Genomic DNA, 1,348 nt, shown 5'->3' on the forward strand with positions numbered 1-1,348 from the left:
TCATTCTGATCTGGTCTGGCGGGTCGATAGGCTTTAGCTAAAGGCGAGAAGTCGGCGGGGCGGCGGGTGTTTGGGACGTCCGCCGCCCTGCTTTTGCGTGGACGGACAAGGCTCGTGCGGTCGGGGGGACGGTGTTCCGACGGGGTGGGTCGCGTGCAGTTGGAACATTGAAAATGAACCGAATATTCGCCTACCTCATCATCGGCGCCATGATCCTGGGCGTGCTGGTCGGCTGGGGCGTCAACCAGTATCTGAGCGCCGATCAGGCCGCCGCGGCGGCGACGAATCTGTCGCTGATCACCGACGTCTTCCTGCGTCTGATCAAGATGATCATTGCCCCGCTGGTCTTCACCACCCTGGTGGCGGGCATCGCCCACATGGAGGACGCCGCCTCGGTCGGGCGTATCGGCGTCAAGACCATGACCTGGTTCATCGGCGCCTCGATCGTGTCCCTGCTGCTGGGCCTGCTGATGGTGCAGCTGTTGCAGCCGGGCGCGGGCATGCACCTGCCGCAGGCGGCGCTGGCGACGGCGCCGGCCGCCTCGACCGACGCCTTCTCGCTGCATGGGTTCGTGACGCACCTGGTGCCGACCTCGATCTTCGACGCCATGGCCCGGAACGAGATCCTGCAGATCGTGGTCTTCTCGCTGTTCGTCGGCACGGCGGTCGCGGCGCTGGACGACAAGGCCCCGGCAGTGCTGAACCTGGTCGAACAGGCCGCCTCCATCATGCTGAAGGTGACCGAGTTCGTGATGAAGCTGGCCCCCCTGGCCATCTTCGCCGCCCTGGCCTCGACCATCGCCACGCAAGGCCTGGAGATGCTGGCCGTCTACGCCAAGTTCGTGCTCGGCTTCTACGGCTCGATGGCCCTGCTGTGGGGCCTGCTGTTCGTGGCCGCCGCCATCGTCCTGGGCCGTCGCGTCATTCCGTTGTTCAAGGTGATCCGCACCCCGGCCCTGCTGGCCTTCTCGACCGCCAGCTCGGAAGCCGCCTATCCGCGCATCCTCGACGCCCTGCCGACGGTCGGCGTGCGCCGCCGCATCGTCAGCTTTGTCCTGCCGCTGGGCTATTCGTTCAACCTCGACGGCTCGATGCTCTACTGCACCTTCGCCACCATGTTCATCATGCAGGCGCATGGGGTGCACCTCAGCGTCTCGCAGCAGGTCTTCATGCTGCTGCTGCTGATGGTGACGTCCAAGGGCATCGCCGGCATCCCGCGCGCCTCGCTGGTGGTCATCATGGCGACCCTGACCTACTTCGGTCTGCCCGAAGCCTGGATCGCCATCGTCCTGGGCGTCGATCACCTGCTCGACATGGGCCGCTCGGCCACCAACGTGGTCGGCAACTC

General features: G+C 65.7%; 1 protein-coding gene. It reads left to right on the plus strand.

Annotated features, from left to right (window positions below):
* Positions 1–173 precede the first annotated feature (173 nt).
* On the plus strand, positions 174–1,348 hold a 1,175-nt coding region (locus CQ039_RS16470; protein WP_105565025.1), incomplete at its 3' end, for a dicarboxylate/amino acid:cation symporter.

The organism is Brevundimonas sp. MYb52, assembly GCF_002979535.1.
Lineage (GTDB): Bacteria > Pseudomonadota > Alphaproteobacteria > Caulobacterales > Caulobacteraceae > Brevundimonas.